The organism is Haemophilus sp. oral taxon 851 str. F0397, assembly GCF_000242295.1.
In the GTDB taxonomy this organism is placed as follows: Bacteria; Pseudomonadota; Gammaproteobacteria; order Enterobacterales; family Pasteurellaceae; genus Haemophilus.
The window spans coordinates 57,303-83,225 of the sequence record NZ_JH591072.1; the positions used below are offsets into that span (position 1 = coordinate 57,303).

Genomic DNA, 25,923 nt, shown 5'->3' on the forward strand with positions numbered 1-25,923 from the left:
ATTATTCCCCAAACATTCTTGCTAAAAATTCGCTTTCAATTGATCGCACTTTTAACGTTTTAAGACCGCCATCAGAATCTTCCCAAGCGGTTACCACATTATGGTCACCATTGATATAAACTACGTCAAATTCGCTTTCTTGCGGATTGATTTTGTGGCGGTTTAAATAATCATTAAGTCTGTCATAGTCGTATTTTTCACAATCACGCCAGATCACCAACGTTTTTTCGCCGCTTGTATTTGTGCCTTGTACCGTAACTAAGCCATTTTCACGCTTGTCATTGATTTCACTTACTCGCAAGCCAATCAAATAGTTAAAGGTTTCCACCAAATCAATAATTTTCGCCTCATACGCCCCCGCTGAAGTGGTGGCGATATTAAGTTGATAATCAAACGGTTTAGTAAAATGTTGCGTATTAAGCAGTGAATCACGACTTTCTACGTCTAGCATATAGTGCAATAAATAGTCGTTCTGTAACGCCTCGTTTTGGGCGAATAAATCGCTTGCTGGCTGTTTTAACTCTAGGTTGTTGAGTGTATCTTCGTAGCTTTCAAGTTTTAGTACTTTGACGATTTGTGACACACCACCAAATTCCCCGTTATCTGCTTGCGGTTTGCCGTCTTTCCAGTCTTTAGCAAAAATCACTTTTTGCACGCGTGGTTTAAGTACACTGTCAAAATACTCGCCTTGTTCTACCAAGATATATTTGCGGTTGCCGTTGTCTTCTCGGTTAAGGTTAATTACAGCATGGGCGGTAGTGCCAGAACCTGCGAAGTAGTCCATATAAACAGGTAATTTTTCATTATGTAATTGAAAAATTTTCTGCATGAATTCAATAGGTTTTGGCTTGATTTTATTTAATTTTTCCTTAGGAATAGTATTGTTAAATAAAGCGTGAAGTAATTTTGTGCCATTCGTTGTCGTTCCTACATCGTCCCAAAGAGTATTGGTAGTTTTACCTTTTTCCTTGGCATCTTCATAAAAGCGTTTAAATGCAGGTTTTCCTTTCCCTGTTTTCCCAAATAAAATTCTGCCATCTTTTAAATAATCTAAAACTGTACTTTCTTCAAATCGCCAATGTCGCCCTTCTGGCGGATAAAATGTTTCGCCTGTATTTGGATTTGTAATACCATAACTTAAATTTTCGCGAATTTCTGCAGCATCCATAGGATCTAATTTCCACGCCCCACGAGGATCATTGTCAGGATTTTCAAAGCCGTCCTTTGTTTCAGGAAGCCTGAATTTGCTTTTATTTTTGTCTAACACAACTTTATTTTTCGCAAAAAATGTTGTGTGATTGATTGCCCCTGAAATTAAAGCGTCGCTAGACATTGATTTTCGGCTATTCCAAATAATATCGCCAACAAAATTATCATTTCCAAAGCTATCTGCCATTAAAATTTGTAAACGAGCATACTCACCATCATCTGTACTAACCCAAATGCCTGAATTATCTTGAATTAAATCTCGTGCTAATTCAAAACGGCTAGACATCATTGCCGCCCAAGATGAATGTTGATAATTATCTTTATAGATAAAATCGTTATCTGAGCCCGTATTATACGGCGGATCAATATAAATACATTTCACCTGTTCTTTATATCTTTCCTGCAATAAATTGAGGGCTTGGAAATTATCCGAATGAATCAGTAAGCCATTCGTTTTCTCATCTAAATCATGCAGATTATTTAATATATCAGCTTGGAATTTCAGTTCAAATAAAGACGTATCCACCACCAAGTGCGGATAATTTTTGCAAAGTTCTGCCGCATTTAGACCGCTTATATTCACGTTAAATAGGGCTTGCCATTGCGTGGTTTGTTTTGGATTATCTAATGTAGCCTGTATTTGAGCTTCGGTTAAATGATCGAGCGTAATCAGATAATGGCAACCTGCGACAAATTTCTTTTTCAACCACAATTTCTTTTGGAAATCTTCTAATTGAGCAAGGAAGGCGATAATTTCTTTTGCTACTGTTTTTATCGTTTTAATCGTTTGGAGGTTTTGCTCAATATGTGAAAAATCAGTGCTGTCTTGAATGTTATCCAAGTTCATCACTTCATTTTTGATATAAAAATCTAGCTCTTGATTTAAAAATTTGCCGAGGTTTTTGTGAATAAAATAATCAGCGGTATTTTTAGCGGTGTAGTCGGTGAGATATTTTTCAAGAAGCGTACGATTTTTATTTTTCTCCGTTGGCATTGCTTTGAAAATTCCTTGAAATTCATCAGAAATTGCAAAGTTTTGGATTTTTTCCACCGCTTGCGTGATGTAATCCGATTGTTTTTCTTTTTTATTTACCGCTTTGTATTCAAAACGAATTGTAAGTAAATCGCCATTTTCTTCGATTGGGCGAATATCGGTTTGAATTTCCTCGCCATTTTCGTCCGTTTCGGTTTTGATTTTTGGCTCAATTAAGGCAAATACTCGGGTTTGGTCGTTGTCTTTGCGGTTGTCTTTTGCAGTGTCGGCTTCCACTAGGCGAAATTGTACTTTTTTGCCATTTTCTAATGTAAACGCATAATTACTGAAACTTTCGCCTGATTTGGTGTAGTACTGGTCTTTATTCGCCCAGTGCAACATCACTTCTTCGCCGGCATAGGGAATGGCGTAAGTGTCGCCTTTGTAGCGGCGTTGGCTGATAAAATCGCCTTGGTCGTAATAGCGTGAAAAGAATGTATAGAGATGGTTGCAAACGTTATTTGCTTGTTCAAAATTACCATTTAATGCCGCATTTATTTTGTTTGGTAACGTTTTTTCTAGGAAGTCGTTGATTTGCGTTTGGCGTGAATTAAGAATGCGATAAATACCGAAATCTAAATCAGGTTGATTTATTTGAAAAATTTCTTGTAATTTAGCGATAAGTTGAGCAAGCTGTGGTGTCATTGTAAGGTTCCTTTGAAAAGAAATATTGAACAAATTTTACTAAAATAGGTACAGTTTATAAATACAAAAATCATTTTACTTGTTCTGTTCAATAACAGTTATACAACTTTCACCATAAAAAAATCCTTATGGTTAATTGACCCAATAAGGATTTTTGTAAAATTTAGTTAAACGTTCTTTATAAAGCTATCACTTAATACCTAATTTAATCGCTCTTTTTTCGACAGTTAAATTAATTTAACAGGTACTTTTACGACTAATTTTTTGATTTTTTCTGTTTTTCCATTTACTACACAGCAAGGTTTATGTGGTTCATAAGGATAGAATACAGCGAACATTTTTGGCTTCATTGTGACGGTAAATTTATCATCAATATCTGCACAAAGTTGATAATCATCCGCTTCGTTGTAAGATTCATACTTAGACAAATCAGGATAATTAGCGCCAACTTCTATATTTTCTGTACCGCGGATTAACACCTGAACATCTAAGTATTCATGATGTAATTCTGCTTTTTTGCTGCTTGGTTCTGCAGTTTCTGGTTCCATTACGTTCATATAAATTTGATCGTTAATATCATGGCGACCATTTTCTAACGCATTCAAATCTAACGTATTCAAATAATCACATACTTCAGCAATCACTTTTGGTAAACCAACTTTAAAATTTGGGTTGGTTAAGCTGCTAATAATCATAGAATTTTCCTTATAGTGGATAAAAGTTACACTATGATACCAAGTCGGTTAAATGAAATAAAGCCACCGATTACATCATCTCTCTTGATTAATCCAATTAGCTCTTATAGTGCCGAGCGGAAGAGAGCAAATATCTTGCCAACTTATTGAAGCATAAAGTCTAAACAATGAAATTACGGCATTAACACAAGCATTTTCAGAAAAAATATTATCAAGAGGCTTATGAGGACCTGTAAAATGAAAAATAACAGGAGAAATATCAAGATTATTAATTGAAATCATATGATCTAATTGGAAATTATAACGCTTATCTAATGGAATCCACTGATCTTTAAAATAGTAATTTAGAAGATCTTGATCGCCGTAAATTAAACTTTCTTTTAATTGGGTATGTAATGCAATTAATTCTTTAGAAAATGATGAAATTCCTAATTGATACTTATCCATATTAAAATATAAAACACCAGCATTGAAATAATCCTTATCTTTGTAGGGATGACCAATGCAAGTTACATAAGGATCTAAAACTGCTGCTATTGTATGACGAGAGAAATCTAAATATTCAAAAGGAAGCGTAATATTGCCATTAATTACAATATCACAATCAAGATAAATCCAATAAGGAATATCACTATAATGAAGTAAGCGATCAATATAAAATCTTAAATAAGTAGCAGAAGTAATATAATTATTTGTACTAAAATAATCTAATTCTGATTTATCTATATGAACTAATTGTAATGTTGAATAGCGTTTAGCAAAATAAGGTTGAAGATCATTTTGCCACGACTCAGAAATATCTCCTGTATGTAAAATAAAAACAGAGAGATTTTCATGGTGCATTAATAAAGATTTCAGTGTAATTTCTACATAAGGAAGATAGTTGGCATCACTAGCCATAATTACACTATATTTCATAAGGGGAATCTAATTTGAGGAGTCATAATCAACTTTTTTAGAGCAAAATAAAAGTGACACAATCATAACAAGTTGACAATGTGAAATAAAGTTACCCATTAAGGCAAAACATCCTGTATAATGCTCGGGCTTTATTTTCTACATTAGCGTGCGGCTATCAAAAGCAATTTTAAGCGCTCGAAAGTGCGGTTATTTTTACAAAAGATTTCTTTTGCTAGTCGCAATCTGGAAAATAAGGCATTGTTTTTAATATAAATTTTAAGGAAAACATTGTGAATCCAATTGTTAAACAATTTAAATACGGTCAACACACCGTTACTCTAGAAACCGGCGCGATTGCACGTCAAGCAACTGCAGCGGTTATGGCAAGCATGGACGATACCACGGTATTCGTGACTGTTGTTGCTAAAAAAGATGTGAAAGAAGGTCAAGACTTCTTCCCATTAACCGTAAACTACCAAGAGCGTACTTATGCGGCGGGTAAAATCCCTGGTGGTTTTTTCAAACGTGAAGGTCGTCCATCTGAGGGCGAAACCTTAATTGCACGTTTAATCGACCGTCCAATTCGTCCATTATTCCCAGAAGGTTTCTTCAATGAAATCCAAGTTGTGGCAACTGTAGTTTCTGTAAACCCACAAATCAGCCCAGACTTAGTGGCAATGATCGGTGCTTCTGCAGCATTAACCTTATCTGGTGTACCTTTCAATGGCCCTATCGGTGCGGCACGTGTTGGTTTCATCGACAACCAATTCGTATTAAACCCAACTATGGCTGAACAAAAACAAAGCCGTTTAGACTTAGTGGTTGCAGGTACTGACAAAGCAGTATTAATGGTTGAATCAGAAGCAGACATTTTAACTGAAGAACAAATGTTAGCGGCAGTCGTATTCGGTCATCAACAACAACAAGTTGTAGTTGAAGCAATCAAAGAATTTGCAAAAGAAGCGGGCAAACCACGTTGGGATTGGGTTGCGCCACAACCAAATACAGATTTAATCAACAAAGTAAAAGCGATTGCTGAAGCACGTTTAGGCGATGCATACCGCATTACTGAAAAACAATTACGTTACGAACAAATCGATGCGATTAAAGCAGATGTGATTGCACAAATCACAGCTGAAGATGAAGAAATCAGCGAAGGTAAAATCGTGGATATTTTCACCGCACTTGAAAGCCAAATCGTTCGTGGCCGCATCATTGCAGGCGAACCTCGTATTGATGGTCGTACCGTTGATACTGTTCGTGCATTAGATATTTGCACTGGTGTATTACCACGTACTCACGGTTCTGCAATTTTCACCCGTGGTGAAACACAAGCATTAGCCGTTGCAACGTTAGGTACTGAACGTGATGCACAAATCATTGATGAATTAACGGGTGAACGTCAAGATCACTTCTTATTCCACTACAACTTCCCTCCATATTCTGTAGGTGAAACCGGTATGATCGGCTCGCCAAAACGTCGTGAAATCGGTCACGGTCGTTTAGCAAAACGTGGGGTAGCAGCAGTTATGCCAAGCCTTGCTGAATTCCCGTATGTAGTGCGTGTTGTATCTGAAATCACTGAATCTAACGGTTCTTCTTCTATGGCGTCTGTATGTGGTGCATCTTTAGCATTAATGGATGCGGGCGTTCCAATCAAAGCCGCTGTTGCAGGTATCGCAATGGGCTTAGTGAAAGAAGAAGAGAAATTCGTGGTTCTTTCAGATATTTTAGGTGATGAAGACCACTTAGGTGATATGGACTTTAAAGTGGCTGGTACACGTGAAGGTGTAACTGCACTTCAAATGGACATCAAAATTGAAGGTATCACCCCTGAAATCATGCAAATTGCATTAAACCAAGCAAAAAGTGCACGCATGCATATTCTTGGCGTAATGGAACAAGCAATCCCGGCTCCACGCGCGGATATCTCCGATTATGCGCCGCGTATTCACACCATGAAAATTGATCCGAAGAAAATCAAAGATGTTATCGGTAAAGGTGGTGCAACTATCCGTGCATTAACTGAAGAAACCGGTACTTCTATCGATATCGATGATGATGGTACAGTGAAAATCGCCGCAGTAGATAACAGTGCAGCGAAAAATGTGATGGCACGTATTGAAGAAATCGTTGCAGAAGTTGAAGCTGGCGCAATTTACAAAGGTAAAGTGACTCGCCTTGCTGATTTTGGTGCATTCGTAGCAATCGTTGGAAATAAAGAAGGTTTAGTTCATATTTCTCAAATTGCTGAAGAGCGCGTAGAAAAAGTTAGCGATTACCTCCAAGTGGGCCAAGAAGTAAATGTAAAAGTTGTTGAAATCGATCGTCAAGGTCGTATTCGTTTAACAATGAAAGACTTGACTCCAAAACAAGAAACTGAAATTAACCAAGAAGATTCTGTAGAAGAACAGGAATAATCTTGGAATATCGAATCAAAACTTGGTAGCAACTGCTGCCAAGTTTTGTTGTTTTCCAACTTTTAGGCATAAAGAAAGCAAATGCGGTGTTTTCGCTTATCTCGCCATTTTATAGTCTATTTATTTAGCTTATGTGCGATTTTACTCCTTGCAGGCTGTGTTCAGTCTAGGGGCGGTTTTGTGTCTAAAAATCATGTCGTATTGGCTGAACAAAATCCGAATACTCACTTTGAACAAGAAGTGATGATCGTGCGATTAAGCCAAGTACTACTCGTTGGAAAAATGAGTAATGAAGAACGTGCATCGTTACATTTTGAACGTGGCGTACTCTATGATTCCCTTGGGTTATGGGGACTTGCTCGTTACGATTTTACTCAAGCCCTTGCATTACAGCCTAAAATGGCATCTGTGTACAATTACTTAGGGCTTTATTTATTGCTTGAAGAAGATTACGACGGCGCATTGGAAGCATTCAATACGGTGTTTGAATTAGATTCAAGTTATGACTATACCCACCTTAATCGTGGTTTAAATTTTTATTATGTAGGGCGCTACCATCTTGCTCAGCAAGATTTCTTACAGTTCTACCAAGCCGATACAAAAGATCCCTATCGTGTCTTATGGCTATATTTGAACGAACAAAAATTAAAACCACAAGAAGCCCAAACAAACCTTGTTGAACGAGCAAAAGGGCTATCAGAGGACTTCTGGGGTACACACATCGTTCAATATTACTTAGGACACATCTCTGTAGAAGAATTACAACAACGTGCGAGTAAATTTGCTGAAAATTCACAACAATACGCTGAAATTCTCACAGAAACCTATTTTTATCTAGCAAAACAAAAACTCAATGTAGGGCTAGTAGATGAAGCGGCAGCTTTATTTAAACTAGCTATGGCAAATCAGGTTTATAACTTTGTTGAGTATCGTTTTGCTGCGTTTGAACTAATGGAATTAAAACCGGTTCAAACAGAAGACGAAAAAGAAGAGAAAAGAGCGGTAACAAAAGCGATTGTTTTCTAAAAATCAATCAAAAACTCACCGCTCTTTGTAGTAGAACGAATAGAAAAATTTATTCGCTCTGCTCAACTTAATAAACCGAAGGCCTCTTTGAGCTTTCCTTATTTATATTCGAGTATTTTAATGACTGACAAAATTACTTTTAATGACTTAGGCTTACCTGAGTTCATTTTAAAAGCTGTTTCTGACTTAGGTTTTGAAACCCCTTCTCCAATTCAACAAGCTTGTATCCCACATTTGCTCAGTGGCAATGATGTGCTAGGTATGGCACAAACGGGTAGTGGTAAAACCGCTGCTTTTGCACTGCCTTTATTAGCGCAAATCGATCCAAGTGAAAAACATCCACAAATGTTAGTTATGGCACCTACTCGCGAACTTGCTATTCAAGTTGCCGATGCGTGTGAACAATTTGTTAAATATGCGCATGGTACCCGAATTGTTACCTTATACGGTGGGCAACGTTATGACATCCAACTTCGTGCATTAAAACAAGGCGCACAAGTGGTTGTGGGTACACCTGGTCGTATTCTTGACCATATTCGTCGCGGAACATTAAATCTTTCAGAACTTCGTTTTATTGTATTAGATGAAGCAGATGAAATGCTACGCATGGGTTTCATTGATGATGTAGAAACCGTCATGGCAGAATTACCAGAAAATCACCAAACTGCATTATTCTCTGCAACAATGCCTGAACCGATCCGTCGTATTACGAAACGTTTTATGAATGATCCGAAAGAAGTGAAGATCAAAGTTAATAACGAAAATGCCCCAGATATCGATCAAAATTGTTGGTATGTGCACGGCGTGCGTAAAAATGAAGCCCTTCTTCGTTTCTTAGAAGTGGAAGATTTTGATGCCGCGATTATCTTTGCTCGCACTAAAACCGGCACTTTAGACATTACAGAACTACTTGAGAAAAATGGTTTCCGTTCTGCCGCACTTAATGGTGATATGACACAACAACTCCGCGAACAAACCCTCGATCGCTTACGTAACGGCAGTTTAGATATTGTTGTGGCAACCGATGTGGCCGCACGCGGTATTGATATTGAACGCATCAGCCTTGTGGTGAACTACGACATTCCACTTGATGCAGAATCTTATGTGCACCGAATTGGCCGTACTGGTCGTGCAGGTCGTTCTGGTCGTGCTTTATTGTTTGTTGAACCTCGCGAGCGTCGTTTATTGCGTAATATTGAACACCTAATGAAAAAAGGTATCAATGAAGTAGAATTGCCAAATCATCTTGTGTTACAAGAATGCCGCCGCAAAAAATTCGTCGCAAAAATTACGAAACAACTCGAGCATCACGATTTAGAGCAATATCGTAGTTTATTAGAAGACTTATTTACAGCCGATCAGGATCAAGAAGATATTGCTGCAGCAATGTTGATGCTGCTTCAAGGCAAACAAAAATTAATTCTTCCTCCAGATCCGCCAATGGAAAAACGTCGTCGTGAACGTAATGAACGAGGTGATCGCCGTGAAAATCCACGTTCAGCTGAACGTCGTGGCGAACGTAAAGGCTACGGAAATCCACAACCAATGGATTTATATCGTATTGAAGTGGGTCGTGCTGATGGCGTAGAAGTTCGCCATATCGTGGGTGCAATTGCTAACGAAGGTGATATCAATAGCCGCTATATTGGTCATATCAAACTTTATGATGACTACACGACCGTTGAATTGCCACAAGGTATGCCGAAAGAACTACTTCAACAATTCGGTAAAACACGTGTATTGAATAAACAAATGCAAATGTCTTTCTTAGGTGCTGTGAAGTCTGATAGTTCACGTGGCGGCGATGATTTTAATGGTAAACGTAAAGGCCGTGGTGGCGATTTCCGTGGAGAACGCGGACGTAATGAACGCGGTGGTGACAATCGTGGAAATCGTAAATTTAATGAAAAAAGTAACCGCTCTTTTAGCGATAAACCACGCCGTGATCGCCGAGGATAAGATCCTTGCAATATAAAGAATAGCGCTATTTCCTAATGTTTTTGCATTATTTAAAATTTAGCACTACTCGGTGAACAAAACTTAGCCCCTTGAACCTCAAGGGGCTTTTTATTGTCTATTGCCTAAATTCTGGCTACAATCCCACAAGCTTTTTATATAGGAAAAATCATTGAAAGGTCTCTTTTTACGTATTATTACTGCCTTAGCTTTATTGCTTTGGGCTATTGATATGGTATTCCCATGGCAATTTCTACGCCATGCTGAAGAAAACCACTATACAGCAATTCAAGAACGAGGTTCACTCATTGTGGGCGCAATGAACAACCCTATTTCTTATTTTATAAATAAAGACGGCGAACGAGGCTTTGAATATGAATTGGCTAAAGCATTTGCTGATTCATTAAGTGTAGAACTCGAAATTAAAACTTTCGATAATCAAGAACAATTATTTAATGAGCTAGATAAACATAATATTGATTTAGCTGCCGCTCACCTTTTATATCATCCTAAGAATGCAGAACGTTTCCAAATTGGCCCAGCATATCATTCCGCTTCATGGCAATTAGCTTATCGAAAAGATGAACAACGCCCTAAAAATCTAGGAGACATCAAGAAAGAAATTTATATCGCTAACAATTCATCATTGGAAGAAAAACTAAAAGAATTACAAAAACAATATCCACAATTAACTTGGAAAAGAAATCAAGCGTTTACTCAAGAAGAACTATTGCTGCATCTGTCTGAAGGAAAAATTCCTTACGTCATTGCTAATTCCATTGATATCGCTGCGATTCAACAAATCAAACCAGAACTCTCCATTGCCTTTGATATTACTGATGAAGCAAACATTCACTGGTATTTACCGAATAATGCCTACAATGATCTGCAAGCTGCCTTACTCAATTTTATGAATAATGCACAAGAAACAGGGCTAGTAGATAATTTAAAAGAAAAATATTTAGGGCATATTTCACAATTTGATTACGTGGATACGCGCTCTTATATGAACGCAATTGAAAATACCCTGCCACAATTCTCACCGCTCTTTGAAAAATACAAAGGGGAATTAGATTGGCGATTACTCGCAGCAGTCGCTTATCAAGAGTCTCATTGGAATCCAGATGCAACATCACCTACGGGCGTGCGTGGCATAATGATGCTGACGAAAGATACCGCACAACATATGAAAATCAGCGATAGAACAGATCCTGAACAAAGCATTAAAGCGGGATCAGAATATTTACACTGGCTGATTAGTCAAATTCCAGAAACCATTGAAAAAGAAGAAAGAATTTGGTTTGCCTTAGCCGCCTATAACATGGGACTAGGCCACTTAATTGATGCGCGTCGTTTAACTAAAAATCTTGGAGGAAATCCAGATAATTGGCTCGATGTGAAAAAAAATCTGCCTTTATTAGCAGAAAAACGCTATTATTCCCAACTGAAATACGGCTATGCTCGAGGCTATGAAGCCCATCAATATGTAGAAAATATTCGCCGCTATATGAATAGCATTGTGAATTATCATCGAGTCCAAGAAAATCAAACAACAAATGATAATGCCAACAACGAAAGTGCGGTCAAAAATTCAGAAGAAATAAAAGAAAAAAAGGATAAATAAAATGTTAAAACGCAAAACTTTTCTTAAAAAGAAAACCAATTTACAACAAACCTCTTTATCACGTAACCTACGTTTAAGACGCTTGAAACACCGTAAACAACAGCAATTTGCGAGACATTCATTACAATTTGTCGTACAAGAAATTTGTTGTTAATTAAAGCATCTCTATCCAATAAAAAACGGGTTAAAACTTATTAGTCTTAACCCATTTCTTATCAAAATTTATACTGTTTAGCTTAAGCTAAAGGAATCTCTGCATCTGGCTCGCCAGTTAAGCGATTACGTAAATCGCGACGAATAACCTCAATAGTCCAGAACCAGAAAATATGACCAACTAATTCTGAAATATGTTCATATAGTGGCCATTCTGCAACTGGTGGGGTTAAACCTAGTGCTGGGAAAGTAATATAGTGCACGCAAATATTAGCAATAATCCCTGCTCCAATACCTTGCCAAAATTTGATTTTTGGAAAACGTTCTGCGACTAAGCAATAACCAATCGCAAAAACTAAAGAAAAGATCATATGGGTAACACCAATCCAATTGAATGCATGATCCGCAAAGGTAAATGCAGCATCAGTTGGATTAATACCTAAATATAGGTGGCGTGCTAAAATACTTTATGGATTAGTCAAGTTATTATTCTGATTTCACACCAAGATTCCCAATTTTCACGCCTAATAATCCAATAAAAACGGGATCGAAATAATCACCCAGAAATTTGAATAACTCATTTAGTTCTGTAAAAGAGCGTTGCATTTTTATTTGATCTTCTACTTTACGAACAAACTCATAACGTACTCTATTTTCTTCAAAATATGCTGTTAAAGTTAGGTAGATAGTTTCAAAAAAATGGCTTTTAGCCCCCTCTTCACCAGGATCGCTAATACGTACATTCCATGTATTATTAAATAGGACTTGAGGCTGATTTGACATTGTTATACTCCTTTTTACTATTTTTAGCCTAAGAAAAACCCGATTATAAAGTTTCTGTAATCAAAAAATTTATAATCGGGCTTTTCAAACATTTTCCCTGCGTGTTTTGCTTTACGTTGGTAACTCCCTTTCCCTTTACGTTTTTTCTCAATACGCTGACGAAATAGCTTGTCATGTAATAATGCCATCACTGCATTATCTTTGATCACTCCTCGAGTGTGCTCATAAACGGTTTCATTTTCAACCGCACTTTTTTGTTGCTTTGCCATAATTTTTCCTCAAAAAAGCCGCGGAAGGATTTCCACGGCTGGAGTATTATACGCGCAAACGTTTAAATTACAAAATCTCAAGTATACTTTCTGGCGGACGCCCGATTTTAGCTTGATTACCATTGATCACAATTGGGCGTTCAATAAGCGCTGAATGTTCACTCATGGCTTTTAATAATTCAGCTTGAGAGAGCTCTAAATTGTCTAAATTTAAACTTTTATATAGTTCATCTTTCGTACGCATCATTTGACGCACATCATCAATTCCTAATTTTTGGGCAATACTTTGTAATTCATCAATGGAATACTGCTTTTGCAAATACAATTCAACGATTGGCTGAACACCTTGATTTTCTAATAATGCTAGCGTTTCACGACTTTTTGAACAACGAGGGTTGTGATAAATAATGACAGACATAGGATTTCCTCTTAGTAGCTATAAACACTATAAATTTTAACTTATAATGGCGAAAAATACTTACAGGAAAAGAAATTATGCTAGAAATGTTGAAAAGCTGGTACTCGCGTCGCTTAAGCGATCCACAAGCAATGGGACTATTAGCAATATTATTATTTGGTTTTATCTCCATTTATTTTTTTGGAGATTTAATCGCGCCTTTGTTGATTGCTCTAGTGTTATCCTATTTACTAGAAATGCCGATCAATTTTTTACATCAACATTTAAAATGCCCAAGAATGCTAGCCACAATCATCATTTTTGGTAGCTTTATTGGACTAGCGACAATCTTCTTTTTAATCCTTATGCCAATGCTATGGAATCAAACTATTTCCTTATTAAGTGATTTGCCCGCAATGTTTAATAAGCTCAATGAATGGTTACTAAACTTACCAGAGCATTATCCTGAACTCATCGACTATTCAATGGTAGATTCTATTTTCAATTCTGTGCGAGAAAAAATCCTTGGTTTTGGTGAATCTGCTGTAAAACTTTCTTTAGCCTCTATTATGAACTTGGTTTCTTTAGGGATTTATGCCTTTTTAGTACCGTTAATGATGTTTTTTATGTTGAAGGATAAATCAGAACTTTTACAAGGCGTGAGCCGTTTCTTACCAAAAAATAGAAACTTGGCTTTCAAAGTATGGAAAGAAATGCAACAGCAAATTTCCAACTACATTCATGGAAAATTGTTAGAAATTCTGATTGTCACGCTCATCACCTACATTATTTTCTTAATATTCGGACTAAATTACCCGCTCTTATTGGCTTTTGCAGTGGGGCTTTCAGTTCTCGTCCCTTATATTGGCGCGGTAATTGTCACGATTCCTGTTGCATTAGTTGCTCTATTCCAGTTTGGAATCAGCCCAACATTTTGGTATATCATCATCGCTTTTGCTGTGAGTCAGATCTTAGATGGAAACTTACTCGTCCCTTATTTATTTTCTGAAGCTGTGAATTTGCATCCATTGATTATTATTATTTCAGTATTAATTTTTGGCGGTTTATGGGGATTTTGGGGCGTATTCTTTGCCATTCCCTTAGCGACTTTAGTGAAAGCCGTTATAAATGCCTTACCTCAAGATTAAAAGTCTAAATTAAAAAGTGATACAAATAAAAAAATAGTTAACCATAAATTTTTGGTTAACTATTTTTCATTGAAGTTTATTCTAAGAATAGAATTTAACTAAGGTAATTCGTCAATTTCCTTATCTACTTTAGGCGGGATCATATGTTCACGGCGTAATCCAACATCGTATGCAATTGCGATTGCAATAAAGATTGAAGAATATGTACCAAATCCAATACCCACAAGTAATGCTAAAGAGAAGTTATGAATTGATGGACCACCAAAAAAGAACAATGCAATAACAACAATTAATGTTGTCGCAGAGGTCATGATGGTTCTTGATAAAGTTTGCGTTAGAGAAACATCAATAATATCAATCGTATCTAGACGTCTTATTTTTCTGAAGTTTTCACGCACACGGTCAAAGACCACGATACTATCGTTAATAGAATAACCCACAACAGATAAAATCGCTGCAACGAAGGTTAAATCAATTTCTATTTGTAACGCTGAAAACACACCAAGAGTAATAATTACGTCATGCGCAAGGGAGGCAATACCGCCGAAACCTAAACGCCATTCAAAGCGAGAGCCTACATAAACTAGCATCATCGCTAATGTCGCTAATGTCGCATACACCGCGCCTTGAGCCAACTCTTCCCCTACGTTTGGTCCAACGAATTCAACACTACGAATCTTAATGCCAGAATCTACTTCTTGAAGCATTCCTTTTACGCGATCGCCAATAGCTGAATCATTATCCGTAGCTGGTAAACGAATCATGACATCTTGAACAGAACCTGTTGTCTGCACAATTGGACTTTCAATACCATTTTGATGGAGCTTACCACGGATTTTCTCTAAATCTGCAGATTGTGAAAAATGGGTATCAAAAACAACCCCACCAGTAAAATCCAATCCCCAGTTAAAGCCTTTTGATACGATAAAAAATAGCGAAATGGCCATTAAAAGTGCGGAAAAAACATAGCCCCATTTACGCAGTTTCATAAATTCGGTCAATGGGAACGGGAGTTTAATCCCATTGATTTCACGGATAAAATGTCCGTCTTTATCTTTTGCAAAAATTTTCATCGTTCCCTACCTAAATTGATAATTTCTTAAGTTGTTTGCCGCCATAAAGTGCATTAACTAATGCGCGTGTTCCTGTAATTGCGGTAAACATTGAAATTGCCACACCAAGTGAAAGCGTAATCGCAAATCCTTGGATTGGACCTGTCCCCACTGCATACAAGATAATAGCGGTTAAAATTGTCGTTAAGTTTGCATCAAAAATAGAAGTAAACGCCCCGTTGTAACCTTCATTGATTGCTTGTTGAATTGGACGACCATTACGAATTTCTTCTTTAATACGCTCAAAAATCAACACGTTTGCATCCACCGACATACCTAAGGTTAATACAATACCGGCAATCCCTGGCATAGAAAGTGTCGCACCAGGTAAAATAGACATTAAACCCACTAACAACACAATATTAATGACCAAAGCAAAACTTGCGATAATACCGAACATTTTGTAGTAGAACAGCATAAAGACAATCACAGCGATGAGTCCCCAAAAGCTCGCATTAATCCCTTGCTCCACATTTTGTGCCCCTAAAGATGGGCCAATTGTACGTTCTTCAACAATTTGAATTGGTGCAATTAATGCCCCAGATTTCAATAAGGTAGAAAGATTGTGCGCTTCCGCGATACTATCAACACCAGTAATTTGGAAGTTAGAACTGAAACGACCTTGGATCGTCGCCACATTAATCACTTCCTCATGTTTTTCTAAAATAGTTTTACCATTTTCGTCTTTTTTGCCGTTATCTTTATATTCAACGTAAAGAGTCGCCATTGGTTTCTTGTAATATTTTTTGGTGGTTTGAGACATAATCTCACCACCTTCACCATCCAAGGTTACACTCACTTGCGGGGTACTTGAATGCTGATCCAAACCAGAACTTGAATTAATGATATGCTCACCACCTAATACCGCACGTTTAAATAATGCGACAGGATGACCTTGGCGATCATATTTAACTTCCGAATCAGCTGGTAACATATTACGAGAAATTGCATCGGCCGTAACATTTTGATTTACGATACGAAACTCAAGCGTTGCAGTTGCTCCTAAAATTTCTTTTGCGCGAGCAGTATCTTGAACACCTGGTAATTCAATTACAATACGTTCAGCGCCTTGACGTTGAATGACAGCCTCAGACACCCCTAATTCAGCAACACGTTTACGCAAAATCGTTAAGTTTTGTTCAATTGCTAAGTCGCGAGCTTCATTTAATGCTGAAGTTGAAAGACCTAAATTGATACTATCGTTATCCAACTCTGTTATATCTAAGGTTGGATGCAACTGATGAATAATACGTTCCGCTTTGGAGCGTTGACTTGCATCGGCCAATGTGACAGAAGTGCCAAAATGCTCAGTATTTTTAATTGCCGTATATTGAATTTTTTCTTTGCGAAGTTCGTTACGTAAACTGTCTTGTAATTGCTCTTGGCGTTTTACAAGTGCAGCATTCATATCAACTTCCATCAAAAAACGAACCCCACCGCGTAAGTCTAATCCCCATTTCATTGGGTTAGCACCAAACATGCTTAACCAAGTTGGAGTGGCAGGAGCTAGGTTTAATGCAGTGGTGTAATTATTACCAAGACGTTCAGCAATTTTATCTTTAGCGAGGAGTTGATCATCGGTATTAGTGAAACGAGCTAGAATTGAGCCGTTCTCAAGCACGACAGATTTGGTTGGAAGATTATTGGTTTTAAGCACATCTTGAACTTGTCCAAGCACGCTAGTATTCGCTTCTTGACCGCGCGTACCGGAAATTTGCACCGCAGGATCTTCACCATAAATATTAGGAAGAGAATATAAAATCCCGATGGCTACAATAAAAATCACCATCAAATTCTTCCATAATGGATAACGGTTTAACATAGTTTTCCTTTTCTTTTCTAACGCACAGAGCCACAATTCGTGGCTCTGAAAAATAATTTAACGTTACTCTTAAAGTGATTTTAATGAACCTTTAGGAAGAACGCTCACAATGTAGTTACGATTAATCGTAATTTCTGTCGTGTCGTTTAACGCAATCACGATGCTATCACTACCTTCGGTTACTTTAGTTATTTTGCCGATTAAACCACCAGCAGTTAAAACTTCAGTACCTTTTGCAAGCTCAGACATCAATTTTTTATGTTCTTTATTGCGTTTAGCTTGCGGGCGATAAATCATAAAGTAAAAAATTAAACCAAAGATCACGAAAATAAATAACGTGGACATCGGGTTTTGTGCTTCCATTGTATGTTTTCCTTGTTAATTTAAGTTAAAAATTGCGCTTAAAATACCATAAATTGGCTCATTGGGAAAGGTGAACCACGCCCAATATCCTACGTTATGGCGATTAATTTTATTTTTTCAAGATAACGATAAATTCTCTTTCCGAAGCATAATATTGCTCGACCAAGGAAACAGAATTTTCTTCTGCAAAAATAGAAAAATTTTCCACCGCACTTTCAAGGTTTAAGATCAACATTAGCTCATCATTTTTATCCAAATTTTTTAAGGCTTTTTTGGCACTTAAAAGAGGAATTGGACATCGAAGTGCAGTTAAATTAAGCTGATATTTCATTCTTTAACTTGACGACGAGCACTCATGCTCTTGCCCATTTCAGCCAAAATATCTGCACTTAAGCATTCACGCCCCATTTCAAATAATGGTTCTTCTAACGCAATATGACGATCATAACCTTGAATAAAGCGTTCAATTAAATGTTCATCAATATTTTGACGTTGTTCAGAAATAAGCTCTTCTAACTGCACAGATAATGCATTCCAATTTTCATGCAAATATTCGTGCTGTTTTTCTAATTCATCAATGGAGCTTTGTGCTTGCGGAGCCACTTTGACTAATTGAGGAAAAAAATCTAATTCTTCATCCTCATGATGTAACGGTGCGGCACGATTGAAATAAGTTAAAATTTGCTCAACATCATTTAATACAGCCTGAGTATAGCCGTGTTTTTCTAGATAATCAGGCAAAATGCTTAACTGACGACAAAAACGTTTTACCTTGCTATGACAGGCATAAAGCATTTCAATAGGTTCATTCCAGGTGGCGAATTGTTGAGGTTCAAGAATTTGCATAAGGTTTCCTTTGTTAAAAAGTGCGGTCAAAAAACATTTCATTTTTCTACCGCACTTTCATCAATTATGATTTATCTACTAATTGTAATGGTGGGACAGGTTTGCCCATGCGAGCATAAAACTCCACCACAAAATCATCAAAACGATCTTCTTCGATAGCTTGACGAATTTCCGCCATTAAACGTTGATAATAGCGTAAATTGTGAATGGTATTTAAGCGTGCACCTAAAATTTCACCGCATTTATCTAAATGATATAAATAGGCTTTGGTGTAGTTTTTACAGGTGTAGCAATCACATTCAGGATCCAATGGGCTGGTATCATCGCGATATTTTGCATTACGGATTTTAACAATGCCGTCAGTCACAAATAAATGACCATTACGTGCGTTACGGGTTGGCATCACGCAGTCAAACATATCAATGCCGCGACGCACGCCTTCCACTAAATCTTCTGGTTTCCCCACGCCCATTAAATAACGTGGTTTATCAGCGGGAATTTGTGGGCAGATATATTCTAAGATACGGTGCATGTCTTCTTTTGGTTCGCCTACCGCTAAACCGCCCACTGCATAACCGTCAAAGCCGATATTCACTAAGCCTTCCAATGAGACTTTACGTAATTCTTCAAATACGCCGCCTTGGATAATACCGAATAGCGCATTTTTATTGCCTAATTCATCAAAGCGATCGCGGCTACGTTTTGCCCAACGAAGAGACATTTCCATGGATTTTTTCGCATAATCGAAAGTCGCTGGATAAGGCGTACATTCATCGAAAATCATCACGATGTCAGAACCTAAATCATATTGAATTTCCATGGATTTTTCAGGTGAAAGGAAAATGCGCTCACCGTTAATTGGGTTTTGGAATTTCACACCTTCTTCAGTGATTTTACGTAATTTACCTAAACTAAATACTTGGAAACCGCCACTGTCAGTCAAAATCGGGCGATGCCATTGCATAAAGTCATGTAAATCACCGTGTTTACGCATCACTTCCTGTCCAGGACGAAGCCATAAATGGAAGGTGTTACCCAGTAAAATTTCTGCACCTGTCGCACGCACTTCTTCTGGCGTCATGCCTTTCACGGTGCCATAAGTACCCACTGGCATAAACGCAGGGGTTTCTACACTGAACGTGCCTTGTGGACGTTCAAATACCAAGCGACCACGACGAGCATTGCCGCTTGTTTTATCTAATTCATACTTCATTTTTGCTCCAACGAATAAACAGTTCGAAGATTTTTTTCAACAAAAAAGCCTGTTAAAAAATACAGGCTTTGTGCTATCATATTTCCAATGCTCTTTGAGCAGAGGCGGATCTACTAAGATAGTCCGCCAGTTGCCGCTGTCGGGCTATTTCGTAGATCCTGAGTTTGTTAATCATACTAAGGATAAAAATATGACTAAATTTATGATTAAGTTGGTCATCATTATTCTACTTTGCCTGTTATTGAAAAGTAGCACTGGCTATTAGTAGTTGATGCCGACAAGGGATGGTTACCGCTATCTCTTATTCTCTATTGTAGGTGCTGACTAATTACAAGTCAAACAACTTATTCCAATCCTCTCACATTAGAATTTTTATTAATAAACATCGCATCGCCATAACTAAAGAAACGATATTTTTCTTGCACTGCATGCTTATACGCATTCATTGTATTTTTATAACCAGCAAAAGCTGAAACTAACATTATCAATGTGCTTTCAGGTAAGTGGAAATTAGTAATTAAACAATCTACTACTCGGAATTTTTTACCAGGATAAATAAAAATAGAGGTATCAGAAAAATAAGGCTCAATTAAATCTGGATTGCCAAATTCTTCCGCAGAAAGCGCCGCACTTTCAATAGAACGAACAGAAGTGGTTCCCACGGCAATAACACGTTTACCCGCTTTCTTTGTTGCAATAATTGCATTGCAAACTTCTTGAGAAACTTCTACATATTCTGCATGCATCACATGATCTTCAATATTTTCGACACGAACAGGCTGAAATGTTCCCGCGCCCACATGCAATGTGACAAATTCAAAATTGACACCTTTATCTTTAAGTTTTTCAAGTAAAGGTTCATCAAAATGTAAGCCTGCTGTTGGTGCTGCTACAGCTCCTGGGACTTTACTATAAACCGTTTGATAACATTCTTGATCGGCTTCTTCATCGGGACGATCGATATAAGGCGGCAATGGCATATGTCCAATGGCTTGCAACACATCTAAAAGAGCGGTTGATTTATCACTTAATTCCACTTCAAACAATGCACCATGACGTGCTGTCATTACCGCTTTAATTCCATTATTTTCGCCTAATTTATCTTCACCTAAAAATAATTCAGCCCCTTCTTTTGGTGATTTTGATGAACGAATATGCGCTAAGAAACGATGCTCATCTAACATGCGTTCAACTAAAACTTCAATTTTACCACCGCTGGCTTTACGCCCAAACATTCTTGCAGGAATGACGCGAGTATTATTGAAAATCAATAAATCGCCTTCATCAATTAAATCCAATACATCTGAAAAAGTGCGGTCAATTACAGCCCCATTTTCCCCATTCAAATGCAATAAACGGCAAGATGCTCTATCCTCTTTTGGATAGCGAGCAATAAGTTCATCAGGTAAATCGAAATTAAAATCTGAAACACGCATAATAAAGTTTAGGTTAAATAAAATAGGTAGTAAATCTAGTTTGGCTTAAGACAAAGCTAAATAAAAATAAAAAATCTAGCCAGTAAAAAATGGCTAGATTTTCTATTATAAAGTCTAATTACCATTCAAAATCAACTGCGGCATTATAGGCTGAAGAATTGTGTTCACTCAAGGCAATCCCTACTTTTGCAGCAAATTTCTCATTAAATCGATATCCAGTTCCCACTGCAATAGCATGCTTAGGTCCATACCCGCCAACAGCAGCTGTAACATTAAAATGTTTTATATTGTAGGGTTGAAATAAACCAGCTAAGGCAGCTTGCTGTGCTAAACCTCTATCAACTCTACTTTCTAATGCATTATGTCGTTTTACTAAAGCTTCATGTTTTTGCGGTGGGAAGAGAGGTAGATTAACGTTCTCAACATTACGATTATTGGTAGCATATCCAAACGCATTTCCAGAGAACATTGCCAAAGAAATAAGTGATATTAAAGATAGTTTGATAAGTTGTGATTTCATAAGAAACTCCATTTTCTTTATTTTTCGATTACATAACCAAAATTCTCTACAATCTTACACCAGGGAACTCTCAACTACATATTCTAATACTTTTTAAATAAAAAAACACAAAATACTCATCTTTATGGGCTTTTTATTCCTAATATCTTCTTAGCTTTTGGCAATAAAAAATGGCTAGCAATTATGCTAGCCATTTTGATGAATTATAAATTTGCTTTTTTAGTTGCTTTTGCGTTTACATCACAGTTTTTGATGATGATCTTATCGCTAGTTTTGCCTTTTTGAATTAAATTCACTGGCACAACAGAATCAAATTTATCTAAAGTTAAACCACTATCTACATTCCAAACATAGTCACCAGAAGTGAAACTTGTAAAATCCTTTTGGGATTTATCACGAGCAAAATCTTTTGCAATAATTTTGTTACCTAAACTAACCATTGCCGCAACGGGTTCTTGGTTTTCAAATTGATACACTGCAGTCACAGTTTTTTTGTTGCAAGAATAAACTACTGTTTTGTCAGTGATAGTTGACGCAGTTTGAGCAGTCATTTGAGTCGATGCATTTTCCATTATTGGCGCATCTTTTGCACATGCAGATAATACAATAGCGGCAGCAAATGCCGGTAAAACTTTAGTGAAGTTCATTATTAAATCCTCTTAATTAAGCCCCAATCTGAGGCGCTACTTAGATACGTTTAATTAAATAAAGTTCCCAATGTTAAATCAAAAAATCTATTAACATGGAACTAAATTCTAATTGTCATTTTACGACTTTTTATACTAAAAGTGCGGTAATTTTTTAATGTTTTTCTAAAATCGGTTTGAGGAATCTGGCAGTATGAGATCCTTCGACTTTAGCTACTTCTTCAGGCGTGCCAGTAGCAATAATTTGTCCGCCACCGCTTCCCCCTTCGGGACCAAGATCGACAATCCAGTCTGCCGTTTTAATCACATCAAGATTGTGTTCAATGACGACAATAGTATTTCCTTGGTCACGTAATCGATGCAGTACTTCAAGTAATTGCTTAATGTCAGCAAAATGCAAACCGGTTGTCGGTTCATCTAGGATATACAAGGTTTTACCCGTATCACGTTTAGAAAGCTCAGTCGCTAGCTTAACGCGCTGCGCTTCACCGCCTGAAAGTGTTGTGGAAGATTGACCTAATCGAATATAGGATAATCCCACATCCATCAAGGTTTGTAATTTTCTTGCAATCATTGGAATCGCATCAAAAAACTCACGAGCCTCTTCCACCGTCATATCTAAAACTTGATGAATTGTTTTACCTTTGTAACGAATTTCTAAGGTTTCGCGATTATAACGTTTACCTTTACATTGGTCGCAAGGGACATAAACATCGGGTAAAAAGTGCATTTCAACTTTGAGTACACCATCACCCTGACAAGCCTCACAGCGTCCACCTCGTACGTTGAAGCTAAAACGTCCAGGATTATAACCACGCGCACGTGCCTCTGGCACCCCAGCAAAAAGTTCACGAATCGGGGTAAATAAGCCTGTATAAGTGGCTGGATTTGAACGTGGCGTGCGTCCAATCGGGCTTTGGTTAATATCAATAACTTTATCGAAATGCTCTAATCCCTCGATAGACTGATAAGGTGCATAATCGGTTTTTTCAGCTCTATTTAATGCATTTTGCGCAAGTGGAAATAAAGTATCATTAATAAGTGTTGATTTTCCTGAGCCTGATACACCAGTTACACAAGTAAACAAACCAACGGGAATATCTAAATTCACATTTTTTAAGTTATTCCCTGATGCCCCTTTAAGTTTGAGCCATTTTTTCTTATCAAGTGCGGTGCGTTTTTTAGGAATTTCAATTTTATCTGCGCCTGATAAGAATTTTCCTGTGATGGAATTTGGATTCAGCATAATTTCATCAGCGTTTCCTTGCGCAATAACTTGTCCGCCATGCACGCCAGCACCAGGCCCAATATCAATAATATGGTCAGCCGCACGAATTGCATCTTCATCGTGTTCCACAACAATTACCGTATTACCAAGATTACGCAGATGAATTAACGTGTTAAGTAAGCGTTCATTATCACGTTGGTGCAAGCCAATTGAAGGTTCATCTAATACATACATTACACCAACAAGCCCCGCACCAATTTGGCTAGCAAGGCGAATACGTTGTGCTTCACCACCTGAAAGGGTTTCAGCTGAACGAGAAAGAGAAAGATAATTCAAACCAACGTTCACTAAGAACTGCAAACGCTCGCGGATTTCTTTAAGAATTTTTTCCGCAATTTGTGCTTTTTGACCTGTTAAAGAAAGTGCGGTGAAAAATTCGAGCGATTCACCAATACTTTTTTCTGCGATCATCGGTAAATTCGTTTTTCCGATATACACATTCCGCGCTTCTGGTCGTAAACGAGATCCGCCACAGTCTGCACAAGGTCGATTGCTAATATTTTTCGCTAATTCTTCTCGCACCGACATTGATTCCGTTTCTTTATATCGGCGAGCCATATTATTCAAAATACCTTCAAAAGGATGCTTGCGAATAACCACATCGCCACGATCATTCATATATTGGAATTCAATTTCCTCTTTACCTGAGCCATGCATAATGATGTGTTGAATTTTCTTTGGCAAAGATTCATAAGGGGCTTCAACATCAAAATTATAATGTTTCGCCAATGAGGTGAGCATTTGATAATAATAGAAATTACGACGATCCCAACCTTTCACCGCACCACCGGCAAGGGAAATAGTTGGATTTTGCACCACACGATCTTCATCAAAATATTGTTGCATCCCCAAACCATCACAAGTAGGACAAGCTCCAGCAGGGTTATTAAAGGAAAATAAACGAGGTTCTAATTCTGGCACAGAATAACCACAATGCGGACAAGCAAAATTTGCCGAAAAAACTAATTCTTCCGCTTTAGGATTATCCATATCTGCCACAATCGCGGTGCCACCTGAAAGCTCTAATGCGGTTTCAAAAGACTCCGCTAAACGTGTTGCTAAATCTGAGCGCACTTTAAAGCGATCAACCACTACTTCAATAGTATGTTTTTTCTGTAACTCTAATTTGGGCGGATCAGATAAATCACAAATTTCGCCATCAATACGTGCTCGAATATAACCTTGCGCAGCAATATTTTCTAAAATCTTAACGTGTTCACCTTTTCGATTTTTGACAACTGGTGCAAGTAACATCATCTTGCTGTCTTCTGGCAAACTTAATACTTTATCCACCATTTGACTAATCGTTTGTGCAGTTAATGGAACATCATGATCTGGACAACGAGGTTCACCTACTCGAGCAAACAATAAACGTAAATAATCATAAATTTCCGTAATTGTTCCTACCGTAGAACGTGGATTGTGTGAGGTAGATTTTTGTTCAATCGAAATCGCAGGGGAAAGTCCCTCAATAGAATCCACATCAGGCTTTTCCATTAAAGATAAAAATTGACGCGCATACGCTGAAAGAGATTCAACATAGCGGCGCTGCCCTTCTGCATAAAGTGTATCAAACGCTAAAGAGGATTTTCCCGAACCTGAAAGCCCAGTGATCACCACAAGTTTATTGCGTGGAATAGTTAAATTAATATTTTTCAGGTTATGGGTTCTAGCCCCGCGAATATCGATATTTTCCATAAAATAACTCAAAAGGATGAAATAAGTTTAGATTCTGCGATCATTATCGCATATTTTAACATCTGTGCAAATATCCAGTTAAAATATATAGATCTTTTGAAAAATTTCAGGCAAAATAACCGCACTTTTTAAGATAAAAAATGAGGTTTTTTTATGGCTGGAGTTAATAAAGTCATTATTGTGGGTCATCTAGGCAATGATCCGGAAATTCGTACCATGCCAAATGGCGATGCTGTAGCAAATATTAGCGTAGCGACGAGTGAAAGCTGGAACGACCGCAATACTGGCGAGCGCCGCGAAGTAACGGAATGGCACCGCATTGTATTCTATCGTCGTCAAGCGGAGATTTGCGGTGAATATTTACGCAAAGGCTCTCAAGTATATGTGGAAGGTCGTCTAAAAACGCGTAAATGGCAAGATCAAAATGGTCAAGATCGTTACACCACAGAAATTCAAGGCGATGTAATGCAAATGCTTGGTGCGCGCAATCAAAACGCAGGTGGTTACCCTAGTGATATGGGCGCTGCACCACAACCCTCTTACCAAGCTCGTCAAACTAACAATGGTGGTAGTTATCAATCATCTCGTCCAGCGCCACAACAAGCTGCACCACAGGCTGAGCCACCAATGGACGGATTTGATGACGATATTCCGTTCTAATTCAAACGGACTCAAAACAAAAAGGAAGCAATTTGCTTCCTTTTTTAGTTGAAATGTATT

At 37.6% G+C, this 25,923-nt stretch carries 23 protein-coding genes and 1 pseudogene; 7 read left to right on the top strand and 17 right to left on the bottom strand.

Annotated elements, in window-relative coordinates; translation table 11 throughout:
* Position 1: 1 nt before the first annotated feature.
* The 3 genes from HMPREF9096_RS05985 to HMPREF9096_RS05975 form a co-directional block, all read right to left on the bottom strand.
* On the bottom strand, positions 2–2,887 hold the full coding sequence (locus HMPREF9096_RS05985; protein ID WP_009500132.1) for a site-specific DNA-methyltransferase: 2,886 nt from the start codon (positions 2,885–2,887) through the stop codon (positions 2–4).
* Between the two features lie 227 nt (positions 2,888–3,114).
* Positions 3,115–3,582, bottom strand: a complete 468-nt coding sequence (gene nanQ, locus HMPREF9096_RS05980; protein WP_009500133.1) for an N-acetylneuraminate anomerase — start codon at positions 3,580–3,582, stop codon at positions 3,115–3,117.
* Positions 3,583–3,657: 75 nt separating this feature from the next.
* Positions 3,658–4,500 (bottom strand): glycosyltransferase family 8 protein, encoded by an 843-nt coding sequence (locus HMPREF9096_RS05975; RefSeq protein ID WP_009500134.1) that lies wholly within the window; start codon positions 4,498–4,500, stop codon positions 3,658–3,660.
* 272 nt (positions 4,501–4,772) lie between these two features.
* On the opposite strand from HMPREF9096_RS05975, the gene pnp reads away from it, so the two are divergent.
* From pnp to HMPREF9096_RS09295, 5 genes are all read left to right on the top strand, one after another.
* A complete protein-coding gene (gene pnp, locus HMPREF9096_RS05970) occupies positions 4,773–6,902 on the top strand; it encodes a polyribonucleotide nucleotidyltransferase (RefSeq protein WP_009500135.1) in 2,130 nt (709 codons plus the stop codon).
* Between the two features lie 81 nt (positions 6,903–6,983).
* On the top strand, positions 6,984–7,928 hold the full coding sequence (gene nlpI / locus HMPREF9096_RS05965) for a lipoprotein NlpI (RefSeq protein ID WP_032803314.1): 945 nt from the start codon (positions 6,984–6,986) through the stop codon (positions 7,926–7,928).
* A gap of 120 nt (positions 7,929–8,048) precedes the next feature.
* Positions 8,049–9,887 carry a DEAD/DEAH box helicase gene (locus HMPREF9096_RS05960; protein WP_009500137.1) on the top strand — a complete coding sequence of 613 codons (1,839 nt, stop codon included), beginning with the start codon at positions 8,049–8,051 and terminating at the stop codon, positions 9,885–9,887.
* 169 nt (positions 9,888–10,056) lie between these two features.
* Positions 10,057–11,508: a membrane-bound lytic murein transglycosylase MltF gene (gene mltF, locus HMPREF9096_RS05955; RefSeq protein WP_009500138.1), complete on the top strand. Its 1,452-nt coding sequence runs from the start codon at positions 10,057–10,059 to the stop codon at positions 11,506–11,508.
* 1 nt (position 11,509) lies between these two features.
* A complete protein-coding gene (locus HMPREF9096_RS09295) occupies positions 11,510–11,662 on the top strand; it encodes a hypothetical protein (RefSeq protein WP_005631066.1) in 153 nt (50 codons plus the stop codon).
* Between the two features lie 82 nt (positions 11,663–11,744).
* Here HMPREF9096_RS09295 and HMPREF9096_RS08905 read toward each other — a convergent pair.
* The 4 genes and pseudogenes from HMPREF9096_RS08905 to arsC all read right to left on the bottom strand — a co-directional run.
* A pseudogene (locus HMPREF9096_RS08905) lies at positions 11,745–12,107 on the bottom strand (DUF1440 domain-containing protein); the annotation flags it as partial.
* 40 nt (positions 12,108–12,147) lie between these two features.
* Positions 12,148–12,444 (bottom strand): DUF5377 family protein, encoded by a 297-nt coding sequence (locus HMPREF9096_RS05950; RefSeq protein ID WP_009500141.1) that lies wholly within the window; start codon positions 12,442–12,444, stop codon positions 12,148–12,150.
* 23 nt (positions 12,445–12,467) lie between these two features.
* Positions 12,468–12,713 carry an alternative ribosome-rescue factor A gene (locus tag HMPREF9096_RS05945; protein ID WP_009500142.1) on the bottom strand — a complete coding sequence of 82 codons (246 nt, stop codon included), beginning with the start codon at positions 12,711–12,713 and terminating at the stop codon, positions 12,468–12,470.
* Positions 12,714–12,780: 67 nt separating this feature from the next.
* Positions 12,781–13,131: an arsenate reductase (glutaredoxin) gene (gene arsC / locus HMPREF9096_RS05940; protein WP_009500143.1), complete on the bottom strand. Its 351-nt coding sequence runs from the start codon at positions 13,129–13,131 to the stop codon at positions 12,781–12,783.
* 77 nt (positions 13,132–13,208) lie between these two features.
* Between arsC and HMPREF9096_RS05935 the strand changes: the two genes are divergently transcribed.
* A complete protein-coding gene (locus HMPREF9096_RS05935) occupies positions 13,209–14,258 on the top strand; it encodes an AI-2E family transporter (RefSeq protein WP_009500144.1) in 1,050 nt (349 codons plus the stop codon).
* Between the two features lie 98 nt (positions 14,259–14,356).
* Here the strand turns inward: HMPREF9096_RS05935 and secF are convergent, their stop codons facing one another.
* The 10 genes from secF to uvrA all read right to left on the bottom strand — a co-directional run bounded on the left by secF (position 14,357) and on the right by uvrA (position 25,203).
* A complete protein-coding gene (secF, locus tag HMPREF9096_RS05930; RefSeq protein ID WP_009500145.1) occupies positions 14,357–15,331 on the bottom strand; it encodes a protein translocase subunit SecF in 975 nt (324 codons plus the stop codon).
* A 10-nt stretch (positions 15,332–15,341) separates the two neighbouring features.
* The gene (secD, locus tag HMPREF9096_RS05925) at positions 15,342–17,192 is read right to left on the bottom strand and encodes a protein translocase subunit SecD (protein WP_032803315.1); all 1,851 of its coding nucleotides are present in this window, start codon (positions 17,190–17,192) and stop codon (positions 15,342–15,344) included.
* 69 nt (positions 17,193–17,261) lie between these two features.
* Positions 17,262–17,555 carry a preprotein translocase subunit YajC gene (gene yajC / locus HMPREF9096_RS05920; RefSeq protein WP_005631054.1) on the bottom strand — a complete coding sequence of 98 codons (294 nt, stop codon included), beginning with the start codon at positions 17,553–17,555 and terminating at the stop codon, positions 17,262–17,264.
* A 109-nt stretch (positions 17,556–17,664) separates the two neighbouring features.
* Positions 17,665–17,886 (bottom strand): sulfurtransferase TusA family protein, encoded by a 222-nt coding sequence (locus tag HMPREF9096_RS05915; RefSeq protein ID WP_009500147.1) that lies wholly within the window; start codon positions 17,884–17,886, stop codon positions 17,665–17,667.
* Positions 17,883–18,401, bottom strand: coding sequence for a hemerythrin domain-containing protein (locus HMPREF9096_RS05910; protein ID WP_032803317.1), 519 nt, complete (start codon positions 18,399–18,401; stop codon positions 17,883–17,885). The genes HMPREF9096_RS05915 and HMPREF9096_RS05910 overlap by 4 nt, the downstream gene beginning before the upstream one ends.
* Before the next feature lie 64 nt (positions 18,402–18,465).
* Positions 18,466–19,614, bottom strand: coding sequence for a tRNA guanosine(34) transglycosylase Tgt (tgt, locus tag HMPREF9096_RS05905; protein ID WP_009500150.1), 1,149 nt, complete (start codon positions 19,612–19,614; stop codon positions 18,466–18,468).
* Between the two features lie 344 nt (positions 19,615–19,958).
* Positions 19,959–21,050, bottom strand: coding sequence for a tRNA preQ1(34) S-adenosylmethionine ribosyltransferase-isomerase QueA (gene queA, locus HMPREF9096_RS05900; protein ID WP_009500151.1), 1,092 nt, complete (start codon positions 21,048–21,050; stop codon positions 19,959–19,961).
* A gap of 118 nt (positions 21,051–21,168) precedes the next feature.
* On the bottom strand, positions 21,169–21,570 hold the full coding sequence (locus tag HMPREF9096_RS09460; protein ID WP_050541608.1) for a YadA C-terminal domain-containing protein: 402 nt from the start codon (positions 21,568–21,570) through the stop codon (positions 21,169–21,171).
* Positions 21,571–21,773: 203 nt separating this feature from the next.
* Complete coding sequence (locus tag HMPREF9096_RS05895; RefSeq protein WP_009500153.1) at positions 21,774–22,217, bottom strand: hypothetical protein; 444 nt, start codon at positions 22,215–22,217, stop codon at positions 21,774–21,776.
* A 154-nt stretch (positions 22,218–22,371) separates the two neighbouring features.
* Positions 22,372–25,203: an excinuclease ABC subunit UvrA gene (gene uvrA, locus HMPREF9096_RS05890; protein WP_009500154.1), complete on the bottom strand. Its 2,832-nt coding sequence runs from the start codon at positions 25,201–25,203 to the stop codon at positions 22,372–22,374.
* A gap of 153 nt (positions 25,204–25,356) precedes the next feature.
* Between uvrA and HMPREF9096_RS05885 the strand changes: the two genes are divergently transcribed.
* Complete coding sequence (locus tag HMPREF9096_RS05885; protein WP_005638876.1) at positions 25,357–25,863, top strand: single-stranded DNA-binding protein; 507 nt, start codon at positions 25,357–25,359, stop codon at positions 25,861–25,863.
* The last annotated feature ends 60 nt before the right edge of the window (positions 25,864–25,923 follow it).